At 59.7% G+C, this 6,628-nt stretch carries 5 protein-coding genes; 3 read left to right on the top strand and 2 right to left on the bottom strand.

What is annotated here, in order from left to right:
• The first annotated feature begins 177 nt into the window (after nt 1-177).
• On the top strand, nt 178-1,314 hold the full coding sequence (tsaD, locus tag AB4043_RS09945) for a tRNA (adenosine(37)-N6)-threonylcarbamoyltransferase complex transferase subunit TsaD (protein WP_442302093.1): 1,137 nt from the start codon (nt 178-180) through the stop codon (nt 1,312-1,314).
• A gap of 50 nt (nt 1,315-1,364) precedes the next feature.
• Nucleotides 1,365-2,846: a cysteine--tRNA ligase gene (gene cysS / locus AB4043_RS09940; protein WP_442302094.1), complete on the top strand. Its 1,482-nt coding sequence runs from the start codon at nt 1,365-1,367 to the stop codon at nt 2,844-2,846.
• 49 nt (nt 2,847-2,895) lie between these two features.
• Here the strand turns inward: cysS and AB4043_RS09935 are convergent, their stop codons facing one another.
• Nucleotides 2,896-3,522: an HAD family hydrolase gene (locus AB4043_RS09935; RefSeq protein ID WP_442302095.1), complete on the bottom strand. Its 627-nt coding sequence runs from the start codon at nt 3,520-3,522 to the stop codon at nt 2,896-2,898.
• A 177-nt stretch (nt 3,523-3,699) separates the two neighbouring features.
• On the opposite strand from AB4043_RS09935, the gene AB4043_RS09930 reads away from it, so the two are divergent.
• A complete protein-coding gene (locus AB4043_RS09930; protein ID WP_442302096.1) occupies nt 3,700-4,746 on the top strand; it encodes a 6-phosphofructokinase in 1,047 nt (348 codons plus the stop codon).
• 374 nt (nt 4,747-5,120) lie between these two features.
• Here the strand turns inward: AB4043_RS09930 and AB4043_RS09925 are convergent, their stop codons facing one another.
• Nucleotides 5,121-6,458, bottom strand: coding sequence for an MFS transporter (locus AB4043_RS09925; protein WP_442302097.1), 1,338 nt, complete (start codon nt 6,456-6,458; stop codon nt 5,121-5,123).
• Between the last annotated feature and the right edge of the window lie 170 nt (nt 6,459-6,628).

Raw genomic sequence — 6,628 nt, 5'->3', positions numbered from 1 at the left:
GTCTTCGATGGTAGATGGTGGAGCGAGGTCTGCGTGTCTCCCAGAGAAGGCGATACTTGTAAAGGATGTCTGGAGACAAGTTGTAAAGGATCTCATGAGAACGGAACACCTGAAGCCGTCCCCTTAAGCACGACGAGGGATAGAACCCTCAGTCCACGAGCTATCTACAATAAAGAGATGGCTTCGGGTTTGATTCTTGGCATTGAGAGCTCCTGTGACGAGACGGCAGCCGCTGTCGTCCGCAGTGGCCGCGAAGTGCTCTCCAATGTCGTCGCCTCACAGATCGCCACCCACGCCCTTTACGGCGGTGTGGTGCCGGAGCTGGCCTCGCGCGAACACCTGACCAACATCGTCCCGGTAGTCCGCACAGCCGTCGCCGAAGCCGGCATCACGCTCGCCGATGTCGATGCTGTCGCCGTCACCGAAGGCCCCGGACTCGCCGGAGCGCTCCTGGTCGGCATCACCTACGCCAAAGCGCTGGCCTACGGTCTCGGCAAGCCGCTCATTGCGGTCAACCACCTGGAAGGCCACATTCACGCCGTCCTGATGGAGGCGAAAGAGACCCTTTCGCTCACCTCCGGCGATCCTGTCCTGGCCCTGGTCGTCTCCGGCGGACACACTCATCTCTACCTTGCCGAAGAACGGGCTGGCCTGTGGAGCTATCGCAACGTAGGCCGCACCATCGATGACGCCGCCGGCGAGGCCTACGACAAGAGCGCCAAACTGCTCGGTCTGGGCTATCCCGGGGGTCCGTTGATGGACTTCCTCGCCGGCCACGGCGATCCCAATGCCGTGGAGTTCAAGCTGGGCGGCATCAAGCCCAAGCTGCACCGCGACGGAGCCTCTCGCGGCGGTGAATTCGACTTCTCCTTCAGCGGCATCAAGACCGCCGTCCTCCGCTATACCGAGCTGCACAACATGCGTGAGCGTGCTGCCGTCCGCCACGATGCCCTGATGCAGGTGGAGGGCAACCGCCGCGAAGCCGCCCTTGCTCTCTGCGATCGCGAGACCCTGGACTTGATCGCCTCATTCCAGAAGGCGGTCGTCGGCTACCTGGTCAAACAGACCATGCGCGCGGCCGAGGAGTTCGGGGCCTGCAGCATCGTCGTCTCCGGCGGCGTTGCCGCCAATCGGGCCCTGCGTGAGCGGATGTCCGCCGAAGCCGCCGCCCGCCACCTCCAGATTGCCTTCCCCTCGCTGGCGCTGGCCACGGACAACGCCGCCATGATCGCCGCCGCTGCCTGGCCAAAGTTCGCTGCCGGGATCTTCGCCTCGGACGAACTGAACGCCGTACCCCAGTTGCGGCTGGGGTAGGACATCCGTTGGCCGGACGGGTAGAATCTACAAGGAAAGTGCCCTCCGGAATGCCTGAGATCAAGCTCTTTAATACCCTGACCACCACTGTTGAACCCCTGACGCCCCAGCGGGACAACACCCTGCGGATGTATGCCTGCGGACCCACGGTGTATGACTACGGGCACATCGGCAACTTCCGCACCTTCCTGCATGTCGACGCGCTGCGCCGCTTTGCCCGCCAATCGGGCATGAAGGTGGAACATGTCATGAACGTGACGGACGTGGACGACAAGATCATCCGCAACGCCGCGGCTGCGCAGATGCCCATCCAGGACTACACCGCCAAGTTCACCCAGGCCTTCTTTGAAGATCTGGAGGCGCTGGGTATCGAGAAGCCGGAGTTCGTCGCCAAAGCAACCGAGAACATTCCGGAGATGGTGTCGCTGATCGAGAAGCTGGCCAGCGAAGACATCGCCTACAAGGCCGAGGACGGAAGCTGGTACTTCCGCATCGCCCGCTTCCCGGCCTACGGCAAGCTGTCGAAAAAAGACTTTGACGGCATTGAAGACGGAGCCCGTGTCGACGTCGACGAGTATGAGAAGGACGCTGCCCGCGACTTCGCTCTCTGGAAGGCTCCAAAACCGGGCGAAGCGCAGTGGAATACAGCGATCGGCTGCGGCCGTCCCGGCTGGCACATTGAGTGTTCGGCCATGGCGATGAAGTACCTTGGCGAGACCCTCGACCTGCACGCCGGCGGCGAAGATCTGATGTTCCCCCACCACGAAAATGAAATAGCTCAGAGCGAAGCTGCCACCGGCAAGCCGTTCGCCCAGCACTGGATGCACGTCCGCTTCCTTCTGGTGGAAGGCAAGAAGATGTCCAAGAGTGAAGGAAACTTCTTCACCCTGCGCGACCTCTTGCTGAAGGGCTACCGCGCCTCGGCCATCCGCTTCCTGCTGCTCAGCGTCCCCTACCGCAACCAGATGAACTTCACCTTCGATGGCTTGACGGAGTCGACCAACGCCATCGACCGCCTGCGCACCTTCGTCGATCGCCTGCGCAAAGGAAGCTTCGCTGAAGGCGTCAACGAAGAGATCTCTGCTGCTACGAAGAAGGCCGCTGAAGGTTTTACCGCAGCCATGGCCGACGATCTGAACACTGCCGTAGCCCGTGCCGCTGTCTTTGACCTGATCCGCGCCACCAACTCCGCCATGGATAGCGGCAAGCTGCTCGCAGGCAACGTTCCGGAGATCGAAGCCGTCCTCGCCTCCTTCGACAGCATCTTCGCCGTCCTCACCGACCGTGATGCCGAGCTCACCAAGGCCGCGCTCGCCTGGGCAGAAAAAGAAGGCAAGCTCGATCAGGCCTCTCCCGAGCTGCTCGCCACCATGTCTCTCAGCGATGAGGTGGTGGACAAACTCGTCGCAGAACGCACACTGGCCAAGAAACAACGCAACTTCGCCCGCGCCGACGCCATCCGCAATGAGCTCCTGGAGAAGGGCATCATCATCGAAGATTCAAAAGAAGGCGTCCGCTGGAAGCGTAAGTAGAGCTAGAGCGCGCGACGAGAGTGGTGATTCGCGAACTACGTGAGTCAGCTTAGTGACCTGCTTGCTGCCAGGCGGGTTGGTAGTACTCGCGGATGTCGATGACTTTGGCGCCGGCGGCGCGGCCGGCTGCCAGGCCGGTCTCTGAGTCTTCGAAGACGAGGCAGCGATTGGGAGCGGCTTTGAGGCGGCGGGCGGCTTCAAGATAGACGTCGGGTTCGGGCTTGCCGTGAAGGACATCTTCCCTGGCGACGACCGCATCGAAATATTGCAGGAGGTCTACAGCTTCGAGGCTGACCTCAACGTTCACACGATTTCCATTCGAGGCGACGGCCATGGGGAGTTTCCCCTTGTACTCGCGGGCAATCGACGCGATGACCGATACCTCTTCGAGCATGTGCAGGCTCTCGCGAAAGAGAATGTCATGCTTCGCCAGAACTGCCTTGGGATCCTCAATCTGTCCAAGACCGTCATCCTGGAACTTCTGCAGCAGTGCATCCGCTGTAAGCGAGTGGTTCTGATGAAACCATTCGGCGGGGAACGTGAGGCCGATGCGTTCAAACCCAACCTGGAGTGCATGCAGGTGAGCCGGGATGGTATCGACCAGCGTTCCATCGCAGTCGAAGATCAGTGCATCGGCTTGCAGTGCGGCTTCAGAGAGTGTGTTCAAAGAGCGCATGAAGACAAGTATAGGAGTGGCTCTGGATTCCGTTGGAGAACTGAATTCAAAGGAGGAACTTCAACGGAAACGTCTCGCTTGGATCTGCCGGGTCTCGCTTGGATCTGCCGGGAAGAGGTGTGCGGTGCTATTCTTGAGCCGCATCAGAGAACGGCTTTCTTCTGATGGGAAAAAGCAATGCGTATAGGCATCGTAACTGCGGGTGGTGATTGTCCCGGTCTGAATGCAGTGATCCGGGCAGCGGTGAGGAAGGGCGTTCTGCACTATGGGAACGAGTTTGTCGGCTTCACTGAAGGCTGGCGTGGACTGATCGAAGACCTTTCGATGCCGCTGAATCTTCAGACAACCGACGAGATTCTTTCACGCGGAGGAACCATTCTGCGCTCCTCGCGTCTTGATATCCGGCAGGTGCATGGTGGGTATGTGAAATGCATGCAGACCATGGCTCGTCATGGTGTTGAAGCCCTGATTGCGATCGGTGGTAACGGAACACAGGCTGCCAGCCTGTCCCTGACCGAGGTAGGTGTGAACGTCGTCGGTGTTCCGAAGACGATCGATAACGATCTCAGCGGAACGGATATGTGTTTCGGATTCGATACCGCAGTAAACGTAGCCACCGAAGCGATTGACCGCCTGCATACGACGGCTGAGGCTCACAATCGCGTCATCATATGCGAGGTGATGGGGCGGCATACGGGCTGGATCGCTGCCTGTGCCGGGCTTGCCGGTGGCGCTCACGTCATCGTGATTCCTGAGAGACCGATTGACCTGGACGAGATCTGCGCACAGGTGCAGTACGAGTGGCAGGAAGGACGGCAGTACGCCATCATCGTTGCAGCAGAAGGTGCGCACTTGCCGAACACAGAGTGGACCTCTCCGGCCAGAAAGCTGGGCGGCATTGGTGTTGCGCTGGCCAAGGTGATTGAAGAGCGGACCGGGTATGAGACGCGCAGCATCAGCCTTGGCCATGTGCAGCGTGGCGGCACGCCGACTGCCTATGACCGCCAGCTCGCAACGCGTTATGGCGTCGCGGCTGTCGATGTCGTGAATGAGCGCCGGTACGGCAGGATGGTGGCGCTGAAGAACTCCGTGATCGTCGATATCCCGTTGGAAGAGGCCGTGGCTCCGCCGCGCGGTGTCGATGCCCAGTTGATGGGAGTGATTACGGCACTGCGTCCGCCGGCCCTCAAATTCTCGAGCCTCAGCGCAGAGTCCAGCGGCTGATACACAAAGTACACGGCGGCGTCCGGGTTGAAGACGAGCACTTGTCCTTGGGGCCTTATAAGAAGGTCTAGGGTGTATCGAAAAATTCGCCTTGACTGAAGAACTATAGGGCGGGCCTTCAGCCCTTTATCTTCAATGTGCCGGAGACCTGGGGCGTTGCCCCAGGCTGGTATAGAACGCGCCTTCAGCGCTTATTGCCACTGCACCTTTGTTTGTCATTTCGGAGCGCAGCGGAGAAATCTGCTTGTCATATCTGCCCGGCTGCCCCACCCTAGCGCAACGCTAGGGTGGGTTAGGAATACCCTAGCTCCTGACAAACACAAAGCGAATTTATCCATAACTGTCCAGGTAAGGAGATGCTGCTTTTAGAGCGTTTACTCCACAATGGCGTGCTCTGTCGGTATGGGTGCTTCAGCGCTTCGAACCTCTGCCTTGAGCGGGAGGATGAGCAGACCCGCGAGAGTAAGAGCGATCGACATCAGCAGATAGCCCGCTTTGGAGCTGCCGGTGTATCCCTGCAGCCACCCGACCAGGTAGCTGCCGGTGAAAGAGCCTAGAGCGCCAAGGCTGTTGACCAGAGCCGTAACCTCTCCTGAGACGTTGCTTGGCAGCATCTCTGGAATGATGGCGAAGAACGGGCCGTATGGAGCGTACATGGCTCCGCCGGCGACGATGAGGAAGGCGAAGGAGGCCCAGAAGCTCTGGCCGGCGGTGAGGTATGAGCCGAAGAAGGCAGCACCGGCGAGGATGAGGAAGGGCCATACATACCGCGTGCGTTTGGCAGTGCGATCAGAGAAGTAGCTGACCAGCAGCATAAGGATGATGGCGCAGGCGTATGGGATGGCGCTCATCAGGCCGGTCATGCCGATTCCCTGCGAGGAGCCGCCCTTGATCATGACCGGCAGCCAGAGGACGAAGCCATACACACCAACGCTCCAGAGGAAGTACTGGATGCAGAGCAGAATGACGTTGGGATTGCGATAGGCGCTGGTCAGGCTTGCGACTTTGGGAAGTGTGGCTTGTTCCTTCGCCAGCACCTCGCTGAGTTTCGTAGTGCTTTCCGTTGAGACCCAGGAGGTCTTCTCGGGGCTGTCGCGGATGACGAGGAACCAGATGATCCCCCAGAGGACGGAGGGAAGGCCCTCGATCACGAAGGTCATCTGCCAGCCGAAGGCGTTGATGATGTAGCCGGTAACGGCCGACATCCAGAGGACGGTGACCGGGTTGCCGAGGATCAGCAGGGTGTTGGTGCGGGATCGTTCCGACTTGCTGAACCACTTGGTCAGCAGGATGAGCATGCCCGGCAGGATGAAGCTCTCGGCTGCTCCCAGCAGAAAGCGGTCGATGGCCAGAACCCAGTATTGAGTGATGACACCGGTCAGCGAGGCGAGGATGCCCCAGCTTGCCAGGGCAAGACCGATGAGCAGCCGGGCGGAGCGTTTGCGGGCATAGGCCGCGCCGGGAATCTGAAAGACGAAGTAACCGAGAAAGAAGAGCGACCCCAGCAGAGCAGACTGGGCGGAGCTGATCTTCAAGGAGTCTGCCAGGCCCGCGGCGGCGCCGAATCCATAGTTCGCCCGGTCGACATAGGCCAGGCTATAGGTAACGAAGACGACCGGCATGATGTAGAGCCAGCGCTTCTTCAAGTCCGGGTAACCGGAAAACTGGTCCGCTGTGGAGCGGGACCCGGAATCAGAGGGTTCAAAGGCCATACGGAGTCCTGTAAGTTGGTGCGCGCAGTTCGAGGGAACAGACGTTTTTACTATTTTCGGATGGAGGAGAGACTAACACCTCGGGCTAATGTCCTGCTTTTTCCTCGGGCAAGCGACAGAAGTTCACCTGAGGTTGAAATTAACGGCGTGTTAACCGTTATCCCCTGCCC

Origin of the sequence: Terriglobus sp. YAF25 (assembly GCF_052113305.1) — a bacterium.
Lineage (GTDB): Bacteria > Acidobacteriota > Terriglobia > Terriglobales > Acidobacteriaceae > Terriglobus.
Note: the sequence above shows the minus strand (reverse complement) of the source record. Positions and strands in the feature narration are given on the sequence as shown.

Excerpts from the sequence above, each read along its gene's own strand:
- tsaD (WP_442302093.1), top strand. The coding sequence starts at position 178 with ATGGCTTCGGGTTTGATTCTTGGCATTGAGAGCTCCTGTGACGAGACG.
- cysS (WP_442302094.1), top strand. The coding sequence starts at position 1,365 with ATGCCTGAGATCAAGCTCTTTAATACCCTGACCACCACTGTTGAACCC.
- AB4043_RS09935 (WP_442302095.1), bottom strand. The coding sequence starts at position 3,522 with ATGCGCTCTTTGAACACACTCTCTGAAGCCGCACTGCAAGCCGATGCA.
- AB4043_RS09930 (WP_442302096.1), top strand. The coding sequence starts at position 3,700 with ATGCGTATAGGCATCGTAACTGCGGGTGGTGATTGTCCCGGTCTGAAT.
- AB4043_RS09925 (WP_442302097.1), bottom strand. The coding sequence starts at position 6,458 with ATGGCCTTTGAACCCTCTGATTCCGGGTCCCGCTCCACAGCGGACCAG.